Here is a 20,852-nt window from a genome sequence, read left to right as displayed (position 1 = left end):
TTTTCAACTTTCCAGTTAGTAAATAACTCTTTTAATAAAATATTTCTACTTACCAGATAAAAAGTTAATGTGTGTATCTCAACGAAAATTATTGAACTTGAACGAATAAATATTAAAGGCTCTAAAAATCTTCATAGATTCGTCTCAATTAACAAGAAAGTCCCCTTGTTATCTTTTTAAAAAGCCGATTTTTTATACCCCCGGGATATCATTGATTGGAACATTTAGTTTTTGATTAATTCAATTTCTATAATGTTTCTAGTCAAATAGATATTATATTCTTACAAATATCCCGATTTAAAAAATTGTGCAGAATCTTCCTACTGAGAGTATATTAACCCAGGTAATTCTGTGTTGATATTCGTCCTGGAAGTATTTCCTAAAGTTGAGGGGTCAATCTTAAAAATTTATAAACCAGAATATTTTATCTGCGCCCCTAAGTAGAGTAATTATTTGGTCTTAATAATTAAATTATGAAAAGATCCTTTTTAATTATTCCTTTCTCTGTGATCATTAATTTAATGATCATAAATGCTACTTTATACATTTTGACTCCCGAAACTTACTTAGAATATGGTGTTGCAGTTTGTCTTAATTTCTCGTGGTTAATTATTGGGATTGGTTTAAATTTTTATAGCATTGAGAGAAAAGAAAAATTTATTACGAAGTATCACAAGTTTTTAAGGCATTACCTGGTTTTTTCTCTCTCCTATTTTTCGGTTTTAGCTTTTGCTAAGATTAATTTTGATTCCCAAAAACAAATTCTTATTTTATCTGTCTTACTCATTTTGCTCTCTATTTACAGAGGATTGTTTTTTGAATTCAGAAAAAGGTACAGACGGGAAGGTGGAAATTACTTAAGAGTAGTGGTTTTAGGAGAGGATAAGAACCTTCCTTTTCTTGAGGAGATCTTTAGTAAACCTGATTATGGCTACAGATATTTAGGATATTTCCACGGGAAATTAAAAAATTCAGGTACTGATGATAAGTATTTAGGAACCTTTCAAAATGCCTTTGACTACATCCTTGAAAATGAGGTTGACGAAATATATTGTGCGATAAGTCAATTTACCGTAGAAGAATTAACCGATCTTCGAAGCTTTGCTGACAATAACTTAAAGAAATTAAAACTAATTCCGGATAACAAGGGCTTTTACACCCATTCTATGGAGTTTGAAATATTTGATAATGTTCCTGTCCTCAACATAAGAAAATCTCCATTGGATAAAAATTATGCAAAGTATGGAAAGAGAATATTTGATATCGTTGGGTCCTCACTTGTAATATTTTTCGTGCTATCCTGGCTTATGCCGCTTCTTTACATTTTAAACAAAATGGAATCTAACGGTCCTTTGTTTTTTAAACAACAACGTCACGGTTTTAATAAGAAGACATTTTGGTGCTACAAATTTAGGTCTATGGCAGTTAATAAGGAGGCAAATATGCAAATGTGCACCCGGAATGACCTAAGGATTACCAAAGTAGGAAAATTCATTAGAAAAACCAGTGTAGATGAATTGCCTCAATTTATAAATGTTTTTCTAGGTGATATGAGTATTATTGGGCCCAGGCCACATATGGAATTTCACACTGTTCAATACCAAAAAAATGTAGATAAATATTTAGTGAGGCATTTTGCAAAACCCGGTATAACAGGACTTGCCCAGGTGAGAGGGTATCGTGGAGAGATCATAAGAAAATCTGACATTGTTAACAGGATTAGAATGGATATTTTTTATCTTGAGAAATGGTCATTTCTTTTGGATCTTAAAATAGTTTATCAAACAATTTACAATTGTCTTCAGGGGGAAGAAAAAGCTTATTAAATTACACAACTATTTTTTATACTTTTAGCCCAATCTACACTTACATGAAAAAATCAATGATCACTTATATTTCTTACTACCTAAGAAGTATAAGAGCTACCTACTCTGTTATACTTATAATAATTTTTATTTCTTTCACCTCTTGCGTTAACCTTAAAAAGGCCAACAACTTTTATAATGTTCCTGAAACGGAATTTAAGTTGAATAACGAAGACCTGGAGCCTGTAATTAAGAAAAATGATTTATTAAGCATTTCGGTTACAAGTTTAAATCCTGAAGCCACTGAAGTTTTTAACGCCTCTAATGTTCCTGTGGCACAATCATCAACTTCAAATCGAACAACTTCTGAAGCATCTGGTTATCTTGTAGACCAGGAAGGTTTTATTCGTTTCCCTATATTGGGTAAGATTAAAGCTGCAGAAAAATCCAAGCAGGAATTAAGAGAAGAAATTACCCAGGAATTGGTAAATAGAAAGCTTTTATTGGAGCCTATAGTCGATATTAGGTATCTTAACTTTAGAGTATCGGTACTGGGCGAAGTAAAGAATCCAACTGTGGTAACCATTCCCAGTGAAAAAGTAACTTTACTGGAAGCGCTGGGATTAGCCGGGGATCTAACCGTATATGCTAATCGAGACAATATTTTATTAATTAGAGAGGAAGATAATATAAGAAAGCTGGTAAGACTCGATTTAACATCTGATGAAATATTTACTTCTCCATATTATAACCTAAAGTCTAATGACATAATATACGTAGAAGCTAATAAATCAAAAGTAGCATCTACTAGTAGAGCTAATCAATGGCTTCCTATTATATTAAGTTCTCTTTCTCTAGCAGTAATTGCCCTGGACAGATTTTTTTAACATCAACCTGAACCATGAATTACAACTCAAAAAACTCTAGAGAGGACAGTCTTTTTAGAGTAATTATTCAGACATTCTTACCATTTTGGCCACTGTTTTTAATACTCATTGTAGGTTCTCTTATTTCAGCCTGGGCTTATTTACGAATAGCCACTCCAATCTATGAAGCATCAGCTTCCATAATAATTAAAGATGAGCAAAAAGGAGTAGATGACTCCCGGATTGTAGAAAGTATGAATCCTTTTGAGTCAAAAAAAATTGTTGAAAATGAAATTGAGGTTTTACAATCAAGGGATTTAATGAATTCTGTGGTAAGAAGCTTATATCTATATTCACCAGTACAGGAAGATGCAGGGATGAAGTCGAAGCCCGCATATACTTCCAGTCCGATCAGGATTATTGTTAAAGAACCTGAAAGGATTGAAATATCCAATGAACCAGAGAAATTTTCATTTAATTATGACAATGAGAAAGAAGAAGTTCTAATCTCTGGTGAAAGATATGGGCTGGATAATTGGATAGAATTTTCCAATGGGCAGACTTTAATGTTTGTTAAAAATGACAGAAGAAACAAGAGCACCTCTGCCTCGCTTTATTTTAATTTGGTAAATCCTAAAATAATTTCAGAAGGATTAGTAGATGGTCTGGATGTAAAGGTTACCAATAAATTATCTTCCGTTGTTAATTTGAGTATAAAAGATCCGGTACCCGAAAGAGCTGAAGATATACTAGACAACCTTATCAAGGAATATAATCGAAAAATAGTAGAGGACAGAAAAGAGCTGGCCTTAAATACTCTTGCTTTTATTGAAGACCGAATAGAAAGTGTAGAAAAGGATCTGGACCAACTTGAAAATAATGTAGAAGAATACAGGTCCAGTGCAGGAGCTATAAATTTAAGCGAGCAGGGAAGATTATATCTTCAGGACGTTGGAGAAAATGATAAACAAATTACAGAACTTGAACTTCAGCTAGCTGTTTTAAATAATGTAGAAAATTACGTTATATCTAAGGGTAGTACAGGAGGCATTGTTCCCTCAACTCTTGGAATTAATGATCCTATCCTTTCCCAGTTGATTGAGAAGCTTTATAACTTAGAGGTTGAGTATGAGAGGTTGAAAAGAACAACCGCTGAAAATAACCCTATTTTGACCTCTATTACTAATCAAATAGAGAAAATTAGACCTGGGATATTAGAAAATGTTAATAGCCAGAGACAGAATTTAAAATCACGATTAAACAATCTAAATTCAAATAATCAAAGATTTAATTCTACTTTAAGCAATATTCCCGAGAAGGAACGCACTCTTTTAGAAATTACCAGAAGAAAAACAGTGAAGAATGATCTCTTCTCTTATTTACTTCAAAAAAGGGAAGAAACAGCATTGTCAAACATACCTTCTAATGAAAACAGTACGATAGTTAATAAGGCAGAGGCATCAATTAGTCCTGTAAGCCCAAAACCACTTTTTGCTTATGTAGTTGCCTTTTGCGTGGCTGTAGTGACAGGAATTGGCTTCGTTAAAGGGAGAGAGGTTTTAAGTGGAGCTGTTCTCTTCAGATCAGAAATTGAAAAGTATACTGATATTCCAATCATTGCTGAAATATTTCACGTAAAAACGGGGAAGTCTAAGAGATTCCAAAAACCTCAGGAATTTATTTTAATTGAACAACTACGGCAGCTAGGCGCCAGGCTTGGTTTATATCGAAGAGACTTCAAGCAAAGAAGAATTTTGATCACCTCAGGAATTTCGGGTGAAGGAAAAAGTTTTGTGAGTTCTAATCTCGCTTATAGTTTTGCTCAGTCTGGTAAAAAGGTAGTTCTTGTGGATATGGATTTTAGGAAACCTTATGTTTCGGAATTATTTGACCTTTCTGCTTCAAAAGGAATTATTGGCTTTCTTAAAAATGAAATAAATTATAAGGACACTATTCATCCCTCCGGGGTACATCCAAATTTGTCAGTTGTATCGACAGGAGCGAGGGGAGATGATTATTCCGAAATATTATTGAATGGAAAACTGGAAATTCTCATGGAGGCACTTTCTGAAGATTTTGAATATGTAATTCTTGATTCTGCTCCTATTAATGTTCTGGCTGAAGTCAATCTACTGGCAGAATATAGTGATAAGACCTTATATGTTGTAAGACATGGACATACTTCCAAGGAAGCTGTTAAAAGGCTTGATGAATCAACCAGTTTGCAGTCTCTTAAGAATGTCTCGATCGTTTTTAATGGTTTAAAAACCCGTGGTATGGTAAAAACAGATTATGGTTATGGATATGATTTGAAACACATGATGAATTACACCAATCAAAAATCCTAAGTACCTTAGTGGTAACTTTTAGTCGGAATAAATAAGTCTGTTTTTTAAATCATTAGATTTTAAAGTTGATGTAACAGAAAACAGAATCTAAGACAAATAGGCGTTCCTTTTCCAGAAAACTGTTTTTCCGGATTTTAAAAAGTACTTATGAAAATGATGTAAATTTCATCTGGAACATTTAATAATATAAACTTATTTCACATAGAATAATTAGGTCACCTTGACTAAAATTTTCTTTATAAAGTGTTACCCGGTTAGTGTTCAGCCCTTGTTATAACTTCAAATGTAAGGAGGTGTGTTATTACCTTTAGTATCTTGCCCCTCAATTAATAATGAATAAATATCTCCAACCTTTATTCTCTTTTTATCAAAAATTCCTGAATAAGGGGCACACACGCAGCATCAAAGCAAAAAAAAATATCATTACCTCACTTTTTATAAAAGGGGGAAGTATTGGTATTACTCTTCTGCTGGTACCACTTACCATTAATTATGTAAACGCTGAACGTTATGGTATTTGGTTAACTATAAGCTCAATTGTCGCCTGGTTTAGTTTTTTTGATATAGGACTCACTCAAGGATTAAGGAATAAGTTTGCAGGGGCAAAAGCTAATGGAGATGATGAAAGTGCACAGGTTTATGTAAGCACAGCATATGCAGCCTTAGGAATTATTTTCATAGTTTTATGGGCGATATTTCTGCTGGTAAATCAATTCCTGGATTGGAGCGATATGCTTAATGTTTCAGCGGAATATACCAATGAAATTTCTTTATTGGCCGTTATTGTCTTTACATATTTCTGCCTACAATTCGTTTTACGAATAATTACAACAATCATTACAGCAGATCAAGAACCTGCAAAAGCATCTTTAATAGATCTTATCGGGCAGGTGGTCGCCCTCTTAATAATTGCAATCCTAGTTTCAACTACACAGGGTTCATTGATCTTTTTGGGTCTCGCTCTTTGTATAGCCCCGATTCTTGCTTTGGCCGGAGCTAATATTTTTTTCTTTTCTGGAAAGTACAAAGCATATAAACCATCATTGACTAAAGTTAAATTTTCCCACGCCAAAAGCCTTTTTAATCTCGGAGGTATATTTTTTATCATTCAAATAGCCAGTATTGTGCAATTCGAATCTGCAAACATTATAATTTCCCGGTATTTTGGCCCAGTCCACGTTACTGATTATAATATAGTATATAAATATTTTGGGGTGCTAAATATGGCATTTATGATTTTTATAAGTCCATTTTGGTCCGCTTCTACTGAAGCTTTTTTAAAGGGAGATCTTAATTGGATTAGAAACAGTATAAAAAAATATAATCTTTTAAATATCCTTTTCGTATTAGGAGGTTTAATTATGTTGTTATTTTCGAAAACCGTTTATACCTTATGGCTGGGGGAGGGAACGGTAGACATAAATTTTGAATTATCTCTGTGGGGATTCATTTACTTCTGCACTATGATGTTCGGGTCTAAATATGTTAGTTTTTTAAATGGAATAAGTGCTTTGCGAATACAGTTTTGGACAAGTATTTTCAGTCCTTTTATATTCATAGGTCTGGTTCTTCTTTTCCTCAATTACTTTAAGATGGGTGTTTATGCATTATTTATGGCTTCTGTATTAGCAAATATTAATGGTTTTATATTAGCTCCGTTGCAATATTATATGATAATTGTTAAGAATAAAAAAGGCTTCTGGCTTAAATAATCATGGATAATTTAAAAATACTCCATCTTCAATATAAGACTACAGAAGCGAGCCCTGCTAACAGGCTTCATAAGGCTTTTTTAAAAGCAGGAATGGATTCCAGCCTGTTGTGTTTGTATAATGAACTGGACGAACAAAAACCTATAACAAGTTTAGGAAAAAAGGCCAAATGGATATCTAAAATAAACACCTGGGCTGAGGCCTTTTTGAAAAGAAAAATGACTTCTCAATATGGTATTTTTTCTTATCCTGTTATCGGGTCAAACATTTCTGAAGTAGAGGTAGTCAGGGAAGCAAATGTTATATATATTCATTGGGTTCTTAACGGATTTTTGAGCCTTGACAGTATTGAACAATTAATGAAGCTCAACAAGAAGATTGTATTTTTCATGCACGATATGTGGACTATTACAGGAGGTTGCCACCACAGTTTTGGTTGTGATAAATACATGGAACAATGCCATAATTGCAAATTTTTTATAGGTGATAAAGAAAAGGATTTGTCATACCAGGAGTTTAATAAAAAGAAAAAATTATTTTCCACCCATGATAATGTATACTTTATAGCTCCAAGTAAATGGCTCTATGATTGTGCAAAGAAGTCTTTTCTTACAAAAAATAAACCTATATTTTATATTCCTAATTATTTGGATAACAACATCTTCAAACCTTTTGAAAAAAGCGTTGCAAAGCATCTATTAAATTTTGATAAGGATGAAGTCGTTATTGCCTTTGGTGCCATTTCTATAGAAAGTCCATATAAAGGTTGGGAGTATTTAAAGGAGGCGCTGGAATTATTACACGAAAATGTTGAATTTCAAAATATTACCATATTAATCTTTGGTAGTGGTTATAAAAAGGAAATTACCGAAGCAATACCATTTAAAATAAAATTTGTAGGATATCTTTCTAATGAATATGCTACAAATCTTATGTATAATGCAGCAGATTTATTTATTGCTCCTTCTCTGGCTGAAGTATTTGGCTATGTCATTCTGGAGTCTTTGAGATGTGGTACATTGTAGTAGCTTTTAATACAGGAGGAATTCCAGATCTAATTGAACATAAAAAAAATGGATATCTGGCAAATTACAAGGATGCTAAAGATCTGGCAGCAGGAATACAGTATTGTCTTAGCAACCACACCAGGGGATATGCATTACCACAATTCGATGAAGCCATAATTACCAACCAGCATATGGATTTAATTAAAAGCATGCAGGATTAAACTGAATGGATAGAAGTTTAAATACATTTCTGCAAACAAGCTACCGGGAACGTGAACTGGTAAATTTAATGTGGATGGGATTTATCCTATACACATTAAGCTATACATTAACCACCACCACTTACGTAAATCCTGTAATTTGCCAGGTTTTACAAATCATTGGCTTACTAATATTTATACCCTCCTTTTTTACCCTGATAAATTTTAGAATAATTAACAATTATTTACTAGTCTTCTTTACCCTTTATATGGTATGGGTTGCATATATAGTCATAAGGGGGGTACCAACAACTGGTGATGGAATCAAATTTATGATTTTTGATGCCTGGTTTGGTGGGATTCTATATTTGAGCCCTCTGTTTCTACTTTTGCCACTCAAACTTTATTATCTAAAAAAACTTTTTCAGTCCATAATTATCCTCGCAATTGCCTTTTTATTTTATGATGTTTTTTTCATAAGGGATCTTTTGAGCCAGGGGGAGAGTCTTACCAGTATGTATATTATTGAGTATTTCTCAAAAACCTTAGCAGTGCTTAGCTTTCTTTCTTTTAATGGCGTATCGGTATCACTCCGGCCAAAGAAAATTTTTACTTATCCTAACATTGCTTGTTACCATTTTTTTCGCTCTTTTAAGGGCTCGTCGTGGGCTACTTTTTATGTGCGGGTTAAGTGCTATGATTTCGTATATACTCTATTTGTCCCAAACAAGAAATAGATATTTTATTGTTATTCTCACTATTATAGTTGGAGGGATACTATTGGTTGTTGGTTTAGAATTTTTTACCTCCAGCAAAAGTGGCATCTTTGAATATATAACAGACCGTGGATTAGAAGACACCAGATCTTCGGTAGAGTTGTGTTTCTATCAGGATTTAAACCCGAAAGAATGGATAGTAGGGAAAGGAATGGATGGTGAGTATTATTGTCCCGGGATAGATCCCGATGATGTTACAGGGTATAGGAAAACTATAGAAACCGATTATCTACAATTAGTACTTAAAGGTGGTTTAGTCTACGTTTTTATTTTCATATTGATCACGATCCCTGCTATAATCAAGGGACTTTTCTTTTCAAAAAACCTATTAACCAAAGCTGCAGCGTGTTGGATCATATGGGTTCTTTTAAATATGTATCCTGCAACCGTGAATACATTTACATTACAGTATATTTTACTTTGGATTGCAGTAGCCATTTGTTTCTCTCCTTTTCTTAGAAACATGGAAGAGGAAGATATGACTACCTATTTTCGAAATCAAAATTTACATAACACTTAAAAAAATTCTCTATAATGGCCCAGCCCCGTGTTCTAATATTAAATCAGCCTTTCGTAGATAATACTGGGGGCGGTATAACACTTTCTAATTTATTTGCTAATTGGGATAGAGATAAATTAGCAGTTGCGTGTTCGGGATATTTGCTTACAGATAATATGAACCACACGCTTTGCAATCATTATTATCAGTTAGGAGATAAAGAACGTAAATGGATCTTTCCATTTAATCTTTTGAGCCGAAAATATTATTCAGGACCTATAATGATTTCTGATGGCGCAGAAAACCAGGACAAAGTTATTGTCAAAAAATCCAAACTTCGCGTTAAGATGATTCTTGATTATATCCTTCCAGTTTTTAATTATGTAGGATTGTCCCATTTTCAGGCAAAAACGGGGGTTTCTCCAGAGTTATGTAATTGGTTAGATAGTTTTAAACCTGATATTTTATACGTTCAGTCTCACACCAGGGAGGATATTTTATTTGCAATTGAATTATATGATTATTTAAAAATTCCTATGGTTTTCCATATGATGGATGACTGGCCTACCACTGTTGGAATAGAAGGCCCAATGAAAAACCATTGGAAAAGGAAAATAGATAAGGAATTTAGACTTTTATTAGATAGAGCAAATTTATGCCTGGGAATTAGTGATTATATGGCTGAGGAATATAAAAGACGTTATGGAAAAAAATTTGTTACTTTTCATAACCCGATAAACTTAGAATTTTGGAAAAAGGCCCAAAGAAACTCTTACGAGCTTCCCACAAGTCCAACTCTTTTATACGCAGGAAGAATAGGACTTGGGATTGACAAATCCCTAAAAATTATAGCTGAAGCGGTAAAAGAGGTTAATAATGACCTAAAATCCAGTATAAAATTTATAATACAGTCTCAGGATGCTCCTACATGGATCAAGAATTTTACGAATGTTTACCATCAGGAATTTGTAGCATATGAGGATCTTCCAAAAGTTTTTGCCCAGGCCGAAGTTTTAATCCTTCCCTACGATTTTAGTCCGGAATCCACCAGTTTTATAAAATATTCCATGCCTACAAAAGCTTCAGAATATATGGCTAGTGGTACGCCAATACTCATATTTGCCCCGCAAGATACTGCCCTGGTTCAATATGCTGAAAAATATTCCTGGGCAGAAGTAGTGACAGAAAATAATATAAAGGTATTAAGTGAAAAATTAAAGGACATGTTTTTGGATGAATCCCGGCGGGAACGAGTGGCAACAACAGCAAAAAGTATTGCCGCAAACCGACATAATTCCACTGTAGTCGCGGGAGAGTTTGAAAAAATAATATCTACCGCGGCTGAAGAAAAGTAAAAGTTGAAAAATAGATCTTTTCTGACAAATGAGATTACTGAAATTTTTAAAATAAAGTACTTCTGCAGCGAAAATTATAATTTTCGAACTGCCAAAAAATTTCGGTATTTGTTTTTTAATTTATAGAGGAGTTTTTTATTACCACTCTGAAGTTGAAATATGAAAGCTCCTTCAGAATATTACATTAATAAAATTGAGATGAAAGGTATAAGCGTAATTATTCCTACTTACAATAGGGAGAAATTAATTGGTGAAGCTATTAAAAGTGTGCTGGATCAGGACTATAACGGGAATGTGGAAATAGTTATTTCTGATGATGGCTCAACAGACAATACCGTGGAAGTTGTATCATCCTTTGGTTCTAATGTTACCTTCTTACACAAGCCAGTCGATTGCCTATCACAGGGAGCGTCAGGTGCCCGAAATCGTGGGATTTTAAAAGCTTCACAGCCCTATATTTGTTTCCTCGATTCTGATGATCTTTATCTACCGGGACATTTGAAAAAAATGGTTTCGGCTTTAGAAGCTAAAAGTGAATTTTCCTTTGCAATATGTAACTCTTTAGAAATGGTTGAAATAAATAACAAAAGAGTTTATCGCTTAAGTGGACAAAAGCCAATATTGACAATAGGGACCTGGAAAATCTTTCTATAACAACAATTCATTTTGCAAACAGTAATGGTTTTATGTTTAAAAGAAATGTTTTTAGTGAGGTAGGTCTTTTCAATGAAGAAATTATAGTAGGTGAAGATTCTGATATGTGGATGAGGATCAATGAAAATTTTAAAGGTGTACATTCAAACCATTATGGATCCGTAATTCGAAATCATAAGATGCAACAGTTAACCGATATTCCAAAGAGTAGTTTAAGGGAGAGTCATTATGCCGTTTATAGAAATGCTATTAAACGATATCACGAAAAAAAATTAAATAATTCCTATCGGCTACAGGCTCTATGGTTTCTTGCGATTAAATATAAAATAAGCCTATTGCCTATATTTAGTTCCTTTTATATTTATATGAGTAACCGTAATAACCGGAAAAAAAATGAGATTATTCCAGATACCTCATGGCATTCTCTTGAATTTTTTAAAGGTTGAAAAAAGGATTAGCCTCCAATTTATTAATTATTATTCCCGGGTAACAAATAGGTAAAATATGACTTCAGATAAATTATATGATTTATGCGTGATAGGAAGTGGACCTGCAGGTATAATTACTGTTCTTGAATATAATAGAATAAATCCCCAAAAGACCATCCTTCTTATAGAATATGGTTTTAGTGGCCAGCCTGAGAGAAACAATTTAGATGATTCAATTGACGTTAAAAACCCTGAAAATCATCATAACCCCTATAATTGTACAAATAAAGGTTTAGGTGGTACTTCATTAACCTGGGGAGGACGATGCGTGATGTTTGATGATATAGATTTTATGAAAAGACCTTTGATCGATGAAAATTGTACCTGGGATTTAAACTTTTTTGAGGAGGTAAAACCTCATACTTCTAAAGCAGCAGAATATTTTGAATGCGGGGAACCTATATTTGACCTTAATCAAATAGCTGATTTTAAAAATACGACAATAGCAGAAAACTTTGAAGATGGCTATGTAACAGATAAGAATGTAGAAAGATGGAGTATGCCTACTCGTTTTGGGAAACGCTATAGGAAAGACCTGGAAAAGGCTGAAAATATTAAAATCCTGGAAGGTTACCAGGCGCAAAAATTTGGGGAGCTCGATGAAAACGGGAAAACAGGTTCTATAACAATAAGAAATGTTAGAAGTAATGAATTATGTGATGCGCAGGCGAAAAATTTTGTAATCGCCGCAGGGACCCAGGAGAGTACCAGATTATTACTAAAGAACAAGCATCTTTTCAAAAAATTAGAACAAGTTCCAACTGCACTTGGAAAGTTTTATCAATGCCACCTTCTTGGTAAGATCGCTTCTGTTATTTTTAATGGAGATCCTAAAAAAACAGATTTCGGTTTTTTAAGAAATCAGGATGGAACCTATATGCGAAGGCGCTTACAGCTTACAACCCAATATTTAAAAGACAATGATCTTCTAAATACGGTATTGTGGCTAGATAATCCTTTGTATTATGACCCCAAGCACAAGAATGGGGCTATGTCTTTTATGTATTTAGCCATGTTAATTCCTTTTTTAGGAAAAAAGCTTGCGCCTCCGGCGATTGCTCACAGTATTACAAAAGGAAAAACAATTGGTGTTCGTAAACATTTATGGAATTTATCCAAAGATTTACCGGGTTCTTTAGTCACTCCTGCAAAAATTTTTTATAAACGTTATCTTATAAAGCGAAAGCTTCCGGGTATATTTTTGTTTAGCCCATTGAATAAATATGCGCTCTATTTTCATTCAGAGCAATTACCAGTTTTTGAAAACCGAATGGAACTAAGCAAGGATGAGGAAAAATTAAATATATATTATGATTTTGCCGATAAAGACATTGATTCAGTTATTAAAACACACCAGGCTATAGATAAATATTTGAGGGACATTAATTGCGGGAGATTGGAGTACTGGTACAAAGAAGAAGATCTTCCCCGGGTTATTAGAGAAATCTCTATGGATGGTGTACACCAAATTGGTACTACGAGAATTGCAGATTCTCCAAAAGATGGTGTGGTAGATAGAAACCTTAAAGTTTATGGGACTGAAAATGTTTTTGTGTGTAGTAGTTCAGTTTTTCCAACATCAGGGCAAGCAAATCCAACTTTTTTTTTAGGAGCATGCGCTATTCGATTGGCTAATTATTTAAAAAAAGAAGATGAAGAAAATTGAACTGGCTAAGGGAATCAATGCATCTGTAATTGGTTTTGGTTGCTCTCCAATAATGGGTCCTGTTGATTCAAAACAAGGAAAATACGCAATAGATCTGGCTCTTGAACATGGTATCAATTATTTTGATGTAGCAAGGTCTTACGGTTATGGAGAAGCAGAAGGATTTTTAGGTAGAATTTTAAAGAATAAAAAAAACGAAGTTTACGTAGCTACTAAATTTGGTATTAATCCTAATTGGAAAGCAAATTCCTTTAAGAAGTTAAAACCTTTATTTAGATATGTTCAAAGCTTAAAATCAAAAGAACCTGCAAATCCTGAAGTAAAAAAAACAGCTCCCTCAGAACTTTCCAAAAAATTACTGGATCGCATTGAACCCTTACGTGGTAAAGATATGAGGAAAAGTTTGGAGAAAAGTTTAAAAGAACTTCAGCGGGAGTATGTAGATTGCCTGTTTATTCATGAGCCCCATCATTCATTAAAATATGTGCAGGAACTGAAAGAAACTGCAGAAATTCTTAAAAAAGAAGGGAAAATTCGCAGCTTTGGACTTTCAGCCCTTCATTCTCAAGAAAAGCTTCACAAGAAATACCTGGACAAATTCGATCTTTTACAGTATGACAATCCCATGGTAAGAGACGATTACGATGAGTACAAAGACAGTGGAAATGAACAACCGGACATTATATTTTCTCCTTTTAAGGGTGGACTTAGCCAGCTTAAAACCAACTCAAAAACTTATTAAACTTTTAACTGACTTTCCTAATAGTGTGATCTTATGCTCCATGTTTAACCCAGATCATATTAAACAAAACATTAAGATAGCTTTGGATGTGACAGACTAAAATCCCGATGATACATAAATAGTGTTGAATCCAGGTTGTATTTAAAGTACAGTTACCATTAAAGGTTTTAATAAATCAAATCCCAGAGGCCACAATATTTAATTTATTGTGGAAAGTACAATCCTTTGAAATGATCAATTATTTTCTTTACTGCTTATTTGGAAATGGGTAAAATTTATTATTAAGGACAAAGACAATCCGTCTATTATAAATAAAAATTCCTGTGTTTAGGCTTGGTAACTATTTACCAATGTTGGTATATTGCTGCCCATTCCATAATCGTTTTGTTGTGAAAATTTTCGATATTAAAAATTTTAAGATCACATAGATCTTTCCGGAAATATTCAAATTTTGATCTGTTAGCTGTTTATTATGAAAGTATTGTTTATCTGTTCTAATAATGTAGAAATGATTTCCGGTGGAGGCTCACAATGCACAAACCGAAATTATTTATCACTTAAGGAAATCGTTGGACCAGAAAATATAGAAATTGTTCAGTTAACCCCTAAATTAAATTTTACATTTGCCTCTGTTGTTTCAAGAATATTCAATTATTTATCCGGCTTTAACGCGGGGCTAAGCAAGAGAGAAATTCAGAGAATAATCGAGCTTTCTAAGAATTCTCAATTCGTATATATTGACACATCTGAACATGGAGCCATTTGTTATCACCTGAAAAAAAACAATTATAAAGGGAAGATTATTACCTTCTTCCATAATGTGGAACATAGCTTATATCTTCAAAGGGTTAAAAAAAATCCGTTGCTTTTCTGGAGGAGTATAATCATTTATTACAATGAGAAGCTTGCTGTAAAATATTCTAACAGGATCATTGTTCTTACTTCCCGGGATCGGGGGAATTAAAAAGTGTCTATAAAAATTTAAAAATTCCCGAAACTTTTGTTATACCTATCAGTTTTAAGGATAAATATCAGGAAAGGTCTTCTTCAGGTAAGATGGGATCTCCACTCACATGCTTGTTTGTGGGAGATGCCTGGTTTGCAAACTTACATGGAATCCAGTGGTTTATAGATAATGTCCTGGATAAAGTAGATATAAGACTTCAAATCGCTGGTAAAGCTTCAGAAGTATTAAAGCAACAGAGCACGCATGAGAAGATTGAATATTTAGGTTTCGTTCCTAATCTATCAACTGTAATTATTGATGCTGATATTGTCCTGGCACCAATTTTCAAAGGTGGGGGTATGAAAGTTAAAATTTGCGAAGCATTAATGTTCGGTAAACATATTTTAGGTACTGAAGAAGCATTTAACGGCTATGAGATAGATTTGGAAAAAGTTGGAGCTGTTTGTAATACCGAGATAGAATTTGTGAATGCTATCAATAAATTTTCCAATTCCAGGGAGGAGAAATTTAATGAGTATAATAGGAATTGCTTTCTGAATAAATATTCTTTCCAGGCAACCTACAAAGAATTTAATAAAGTTCTCTTTGACGGAAATCAACAACAGTAAATTAGGTTAAACTATGAAAATATTGGCTGTAGCCTCTGGAGGAGGTCATTGGATGGAGCTTCTAAGACTTTTACCTGCATTCGAGCACGAGGAAGTGATTTTTGCATCAACCAAAAAGTGTTATAAGGAAATGGCAGCAGGTTTTAAATTTTACGCTGTACCAGATACCAATCGTAATAAACCACTGTATTCTATTTATTCATTTTTTAAGATATTTTACGTTGTCGTAAAGGTTTGGCCTAATGTAATTATATCTACAGGTGCTTTACCTGGTTTAATAGCTCTAATAATTGGAAAAATCTTGGGAATGCGGACTATATGGGTGGATAGTATTGCTAACGTAGATGAATTGTCCTATAGTGGTAAAATAGCTTCAAAATTTGCAGATAGAACCTATACGCAATGGCCAGAGTTAGCTAGTAAAAACTGTTTGTTTCACGGAAATATTCTCTCATGATTTTTGTCACTGTAGGCACACAAGAACCTTTTGATAGGTTAATAAAAGCGATAGACGAAGTTTACTCTGAGATGGAGGACAAAGATTTAATCGTGCAGGCTCCATTAGAAAATTTTGAACCTAAAAACTTTAAAACAGTTCAGTTCATTAATCCATCTGAATTTTCTGATATTTTCGAGCGTGCTGATTTAATTATAGGCCATGCTGGTACGGGAACAATACTTTCTGCATTAGTGAAACAAAAGCCATTAATTATTATGCCCCGCATTTGTAAATATGGGGAACATAGGAATGACCATCAACTTTCAACAGTACAAAAATTTGGTTCATTTGAAAATATTCATGTCGCAGAAGATGAAGAAGCTTTAAAAAAGTTACTTATTGATGTAAGTCCAAATGACATAAATGCTTCTAAAAAATTATCAGAAGGTGCCTCTGAAGAATTAATCTCTTCTATAAGAGACTATATAAACAGGAAATGAAATCTATAGAGGCTTAAATTTATTATTAAAGGAGTCTGGATAAAATCTTATGGAATTACGTTTTCTCGGTTTAAATAGGGGGATTGTCCTATAAATCCAGGTTAATATTTCCCCCGTCTAAATCAGAGTATACACTTCCTCCAGTACCTTCCTTGTTAACCTGATTTCTTATTAAAGTATTGGCAGTTGCTCCGGGATAGAAAACGATTGTACTGGCGTTATCTCTGGTCGTAGCTAAAGTGTTATCAGAAAATGTATTATTACTACTTTGATTTTCTGCGTATAGTCCAATTCCACCATCAGATGAGTGGAAATTTTCTGTAAAAGATGAATTTTTCACTTCATTCAGATGAAGAGCATCAGCATAGAAGGAATTTTTTTATAAACTAAACCATCACAATTATTAAGTTCAATTAAATGAGATCCTGCACCGCTTACTCTTCCGGAATTTCTTATAATTATAACGTTTGTCATAAATTTGCTTCCCCCAGCTCTTCTGTTCATTGATATAGGATCATACACGTTACGTTCAGAAGAAAATGTATTGTTTTCTACCAAAACATTATTCCATGCCACATTTTCAATCCCAATGTCATTCGCATCGAAAATCACATTATTAGAAATAATTGCGTTTTGTCCCGTACCACTCAAACTTACGGCCATCCCAAAGGGTGATTGTAAGCCCAATCTTTCAAAATTGCATTCCGTTACTTTAATATCGGTTATTCTAAGAATATCGTCTGGATGATGATTAACGGTTTCAATGGCCATTCTACCTATATCATAGAAATTGCACTTGTAAATAGTTATATTTTTTGATCGAGAGCTTTGGTAGGCCGCAAATTTTAAAGCATTTGAAGCCACTCCGGGGCAGGTGAAATTACAATTTGCAATGGATATATTTTCTACACTTCCATCAAAATATACAATGCCGGGACCATAATCGGCATTTGTTTGGTTGGAAGTAGATTCAAAAGAAATATTATCAAAGCTTATATTATTAGTGGTACCTCTAAAATGTAACAAGGTTTCTAAACTTCCTGTAATAACTGCTCCCTCAGCACCAGCCACTTTAAGATTAATGATATCGTAAAGATAAAGGGTATTGTTTAACTTATAATTACCAGCTTTCAAGTACAAGTTTCCTCCAGATTTTAGTCCTGCTATTAGTTCGTCAACATTACTAATTACAGTTACATTGTCTGGAGGGGTTTCCTCAATTTTATTTAATGAATAATAATAGTTTTGCGCAGTTAGAGAACCGCAGCTAAAAATAAAGAGTAGGACCAGGAATTTTTTCATTAATGTATAATGTAAAATTTATTAGCTGTTAATTTACGCTACGTAATCTTTTTGGTTATATAAATAATTTATCCGGCTTTTCTCTTAATTTAGAGCTACCCCTGTTTTTCTAATGCTTTGACAATACTAATCGGGATGATATACTCTAATGTAATCTATCTCTAAACTGGCGGGAAATAAAGAGGGATCAACTCCATCTCCTCCATACTGTCCTCCTATAACTATACTTAGTTAATAAATAGAAAGGTTTATCAAAAGGCCAGTTTTGGTCAGTAGGTGTAGAGGGTCTTAAAAAAGTATAGGTAATATTTTCTGAATTGTCAATGTAGAATTTGATATACTTATTTGTCCATAATATCCCATAGACATGAAAATCTGCTCCAGGAGATTCCAGGGAATATTCAGAACTAATTAATGTTCCGTTTGCACCATTGTTAGTGCCGCTATGTATATAATTATAAATTTTATTAGGGTCGTTTGTAAAGTGCTCTACAACATCAATTTCCCCCGCAAGAGGCCATCCTGCAACATCTATATTATCACCAATCAAAGCCATTTTTGTCCAGAGACCTTTGGTTTGCTGCCGGGGCAACTTTGCATTTATTTCAATTCTCCCATATTGAAAGGCATATTTACTGGTTAACCGGGCAGAAGTATAATCTCCAGTTTTCTCCTTTGCCAGGATCTTTAAAGTTCCCCCGTTCATTACCACATTTTCCTTCTGGTAAGTCTGCAATTCGTCTGCAGTATTAGGATTGTTGGGATCGTTAGATTCAAAAAACCATATATCCTCCAACTTTGTTGAGCCATCAAATTCTTCATTCCAAACTAATTCAACATTGCTCCAATCAATGTCACCTTCATCTGGAATAGGCATTTTTACCCTAATTCTTTCCTGAAGTGGTTCTGGTTCCTCAGAATCATCACTGGAACTACATCCTAAAAGGACAGTATTAAGGATAACCACTACAATTGCACGAAAATAAAACTTACCCTTTTTCATTGTATACTAAGATTTTTCTTAAGTGATCAGTATTCTTTTGTCTTAAATTTTTATTTTATTATGGGCGCGAATATAATTAAATCTGCTACTATTTTACAATTCATTTCGCCTACCCAGTTTCTTTCCTTTTGCACATATATTAGTTCCCGGCACATTTTATATTGTCCATTTTCCGGGGTGTACTTATAAATTTACAGGTGATAAGGGTAATAGAAAATGAAACATTTTATTATAAAACAATATAAGAGTTGTTCGCTATTTTTCTTATGAGCCCGTAAGTATAAATTTCATTGTTCCCAATGCTTTTGTTACCGCCAGATGTTCCGTTTATAACTACCCCTGTTCCTCCGGTAACTGTTAGAGTAGTACCGTGAACTTCTAAATTAATAATGTCTCCAATCTGCATTCCTGAAAACGTTGAAGTAATAGTTAATGTTGCTGAAGTTATACAGGCAAGAGTATTACCTACATCAGTACTAATTGCATTCCTGGAAGAAGACAATGAGACTACACGTGCCTTTGGAGAATAGTTCTCTTTTACATGTACTAATATTTCAGCTTTTATAGCATCAACTTCCTCCTGGGTATAAACCTTAGGTGCACCATTTAAGCTAGCGTATTCTCCGTCAAAATCATCTGCTGCATTGGTATCCCAGTTTTCAAAAGAAATAGAATTCCCACCGGAAATAGTTAAGGTTTGACCTTCCAGATTTAGGTTTTGAGGAGAACCTCCTGTTGATTCTATACCTTGTATTAGATTGTCTATTTCTGATTTACTATATAATTCAGGTTTATTTTGAAGATCAACATACTGACCAGAGAACAATACTGGCTTATTCTGAAGATCCTCATAAGAACCCGAAAAATCGTCTGCGGCATTGGTATCCCAGTTTTCAAAAGAAATAGAATTTCCACCGGAAATAGTTAAGGTTTGACCTTCCAGATTCAGGTTTTGAGGAGAACCTCCGGTTGATTCTATACCTTGAATAAGATTGTCTATTTCTGTTTTACTGTATAGCTCAGGTTTATTTTGAAGGTCATCATAAATACCCGAGAAATCATCTGCTGCATTAGTATCCCAATTTTCAAAAGAAATTGAATTCCCACCGGAAATAGTTAATGTTTGACCTTCCAGATTCAGGTTTTGAGGAGAACCTCCTGTTGATTCTATACCCTGAATAAGATTGTCTATTTCTGTTTTACTGTAGAGCTCAGGTTTGTTTTGAAGATCCTCATACTGGCCAGAGAACAATACTGGTTTATTCTGAAGATCCTCATAAGAACCCGAAAAATCATCAGCTGCATTAGTATCCCAATTTTCAAAAGAAATAGAGTTCCCACCGGAAATAGTTAAGATTTGCCCTTCCAGATTTAGGTTTTGAGGAGAACCTCCTGTTGTTTCTATTCCCTGTATAAGATTGTCAATTTCTGTTTTACTATACAGTTCAGGTTTATCCTGAAGGTCCATATACCTTCCCGAGAAATCATCTGCTGCATTGGTATCCCAGTTTTCAAAAGAAATAGAATTTCCACCGGAAATAGTTAAGGTTTGACCTTCCAGATTAAGGTTTTGAGGAGAACCTCCGGTTGTTTCTATACCCTGTATAAGATTGTCAATTTCGGATTTACTGTATAATTCAGGTTTATTTTGAAGATCAACATACTGGCCAGAAAACAATACTACTTTATTCTGAAGATCCTCATAAGAACCTGAGAAATCATCTGCTGCATTAGTATCCCAATTTTCAAAAGAAATAGAATTTCCACCGGAAATAGTTAAGGTTTGACCTTCCAGATTAAGGTTTTGAGGAGAACCTCCGGTTGTTTCTATACCCTGTATAAGATTGTCAATTTCGGATTTACTGTATAATTCAGGTTTATTTTGAAGATCAACATACTGGCCAGAAAACAATAC

The 20,852-nt window shown here is 33.9% G+C and carries 18 protein-coding genes and 1 pseudogene; 15 read left to right on the top strand and 4 right to left on the bottom strand.

The genetic code is table 11. The annotated features are described in order from the left end of the window. Positions 1-473 precede the first annotated feature (473 nt). The 15 genes and pseudogenes from LZ575_RS03460 to LZ575_RS03385 all read left to right on the top strand — a co-directional run bounded on the left by LZ575_RS03460 (position 474) and on the right by LZ575_RS03385 (position 16,632). Positions 474-1,826 carry an exopolysaccharide biosynthesis polyprenyl glycosylphosphotransferase gene (locus LZ575_RS03460; protein WP_235328466.1) on the top strand — a complete coding sequence of 451 codons (1,353 nt, stop codon included), beginning with the start codon at positions 474-476 and terminating at the stop codon, positions 1,824-1,826. Between the two features lie 44 nt (positions 1,827-1,870). Beyond that, entirely contained in the window at positions 1,871-2,692 is an 822-nt protein-coding gene (locus LZ575_RS03455; RefSeq protein ID WP_235328464.1) for a polysaccharide biosynthesis/export family protein, read from the top strand. A 14-nt stretch (positions 2,693-2,706) separates the two neighbouring features. Then, on the top strand, positions 2,707-5,019 hold the full coding sequence (locus LZ575_RS03450; RefSeq protein WP_235328461.1) for a tyrosine-protein kinase family protein: 2,313 nt from the start codon (positions 2,707-2,709) through the stop codon (positions 5,017-5,019). Positions 5,020-5,351: 332 nt separating this feature from the next. After that, the gene (locus LZ575_RS03445; RefSeq protein WP_235328459.1) at positions 5,352-6,731 is read left to right on the top strand and encodes an MATE family efflux transporter; all 1,380 of its coding nucleotides are present in this window, start codon (positions 5,352-5,354) and stop codon (positions 6,729-6,731) included. Between the two features lie 2 nt (positions 6,732-6,733). Continuing rightward, positions 6,734-7,959, top strand: a pseudogene (locus LZ575_RS03440) (glycosyltransferase). Positions 7,960-8,634: 675 nt separating this feature from the next. Further along, on the top strand, positions 8,635-9,234 hold the full coding sequence (locus LZ575_RS03430; RefSeq protein WP_235328453.1) for a hypothetical protein: 600 nt from the start codon (positions 8,635-8,637) through the stop codon (positions 9,232-9,234). Positions 9,235-9,248: 14 nt separating this feature from the next. Next, positions 9,249-10,568, top strand: a complete 1,320-nt coding sequence (locus LZ575_RS03425; RefSeq protein ID WP_235328451.1) for a glycosyltransferase — start codon at positions 9,249-9,251, stop codon at positions 10,566-10,568. Positions 10,569-10,727: 159 nt separating this feature from the next. Continuing rightward, the gene (locus LZ575_RS03420; RefSeq protein WP_235328449.1) at positions 10,728-11,222 is read left to right on the top strand and encodes a glycosyltransferase family A protein; all 495 of its coding nucleotides are present in this window, start codon (positions 10,728-10,730) and stop codon (positions 11,220-11,222) included. 32 nt (positions 11,223-11,254) lie between these two features. Next, positions 11,255-11,668, top strand: a complete 414-nt coding sequence (locus tag LZ575_RS03415) for a hypothetical protein (RefSeq protein WP_235328447.1) — start codon at positions 11,255-11,257, stop codon at positions 11,666-11,668. 58 nt (positions 11,669-11,726) lie between these two features. After that, entirely contained in the window at positions 11,727-13,376 is a 1,650-nt protein-coding gene (locus LZ575_RS03410) for a GMC oxidoreductase (protein WP_235328445.1), read from the top strand. Next, the gene (locus LZ575_RS03405) at positions 13,363-14,118 is read left to right on the top strand and encodes an aldo/keto reductase (protein ID WP_235328443.1); all 756 of its coding nucleotides are present in this window, start codon (positions 13,363-13,365) and stop codon (positions 14,116-14,118) included. The genes LZ575_RS03410 and LZ575_RS03405 overlap by 14 nt, the downstream gene beginning before the upstream one ends. 472 nt (positions 14,119-14,590) lie before the next feature. After that, on the top strand, positions 14,591-15,082 hold the full coding sequence (locus LZ575_RS03400) for a hypothetical protein (RefSeq protein ID WP_235328441.1): 492 nt from the start codon (positions 14,591-14,593) through the stop codon (positions 15,080-15,082). Between the two features lie 92 nt (positions 15,083-15,174). After that, complete coding sequence (locus tag LZ575_RS03395; RefSeq protein ID WP_235328439.1) at positions 15,175-15,693, top strand: glycosyltransferase family 4 protein; 519 nt, start codon at positions 15,175-15,177, stop codon at positions 15,691-15,693. A 13-nt stretch (positions 15,694-15,706) separates the two neighbouring features. Further along, entirely contained in the window at positions 15,707-16,150 is a 444-nt protein-coding gene (locus LZ575_RS03390; protein WP_235328437.1) for a hypothetical protein, read from the top strand. Next, entirely contained in the window at positions 16,147-16,632 is a 486-nt protein-coding gene (locus tag LZ575_RS03385) for a glycosyltransferase (protein WP_235328435.1), read from the top strand. Before LZ575_RS03390 ends, LZ575_RS03385 begins: the two co-directional genes overlap by 4 nt. 88 nt (positions 16,633-16,720) lie before the next feature. Here the strand turns inward: LZ575_RS03385 and LZ575_RS03380 are convergent, their stop codons facing one another. The 4 genes from LZ575_RS03380 to LZ575_RS03365 form a co-directional block, all read right to left on the bottom strand. Next, the gene (locus tag LZ575_RS03380) at positions 16,721-16,972 is read right to left on the bottom strand and encodes a hypothetical protein (protein WP_235328433.1); all 252 of its coding nucleotides are present in this window, start codon (positions 16,970-16,972) and stop codon (positions 16,721-16,723) included. Between the two features lie 5 nt (positions 16,973-16,977). Next, complete coding sequence (locus LZ575_RS03375) at positions 16,978-17,934, bottom strand: hypothetical protein (RefSeq protein WP_235328431.1); 957 nt, start codon at positions 17,932-17,934, stop codon at positions 16,978-16,980. 187 nt (positions 17,935-18,121) lie between these two features. Further along, a complete protein-coding gene (locus tag LZ575_RS03370; protein ID WP_235328429.1) occupies positions 18,122-18,937 on the bottom strand; it encodes a family 16 glycosylhydrolase in 816 nt (271 codons plus the stop codon). 229 nt (positions 18,938-19,166) lie between these two features. After that, complete coding sequence (locus LZ575_RS03365; RefSeq protein WP_235328427.1) at positions 19,167-20,849, bottom strand: hypothetical protein; 1,683 nt, start codon at positions 20,847-20,849, stop codon at positions 19,167-19,169. Positions 20,850-20,852: the final 3 nt, after the last annotated feature.

It is taken from the genome of Antarcticibacterium sp. 1MA-6-2, from assembly GCF_021535135.1.
Classification (GTDB): domain Bacteria; phylum Bacteroidota; class Bacteroidia; order Flavobacteriales; family Flavobacteriaceae; genus Gillisia.
The sequence above is the reverse complement of the archived record's forward strand: the minus strand, read 5'-3'. Positions and strand labels throughout refer to the sequence as shown.